The organism is Escherichia sp. AM3 (genome assembly GCF_032029835.1).
GTDB lineage: Bacteria > Pseudomonadota > Gammaproteobacteria > Enterobacterales > Enterobacteriaceae > Escherichia > Escherichia coli.
This window is the reverse complement of the sequence record NZ_JAVUPQ010001265.1, coordinates 1-240: the sequence shown is the minus strand read 5'-3', so window position 1 is coordinate 240 and position 240 is coordinate 1. Positions and strand designations below refer to the sequence as shown.

Annotated in this window: 2 pseudogenes; both read right to left on the bottom strand. The window is 58.8% G+C overall.

The features are described 5' to 3' along the window. Positions 1-86, bottom strand: a pseudogene (locus tag RTW80_RS30600) (ectoine/hydroxyectoine ABC transporter ATP-binding protein EhuA); the annotation flags it as partial. After that, positions 70-240: pseudogene (locus RTW80_RS30595) on the bottom strand (amino acid ABC transporter permease); the annotation flags it as partial. The pseudogenes RTW80_RS30600 and RTW80_RS30595, both read right to left, overlap by 17 nt.

Here is a 240-nt window from a genome sequence, read left to right as displayed (position 1 = left end):
AGCGTGACGTTATCGAGCGCTTTATGTCGGCCAAAAAACTTACTGACGCCGGTAATGGAAATGTGTCCTTCAGGAGAGGCTTGCATGAACAGGCTCCTGTGCTGGCGAAGTGGTGACGGAGCGCGCGCGACTGGCCGCCCGGTTCTGGTTTACGGCGGAGCGGCGCTCGCTGCGGGCGAGTCCACGCTCAATAACATGCTGGATGGCAGACAGTACGGTGGTGATCACCAGATACCAGAC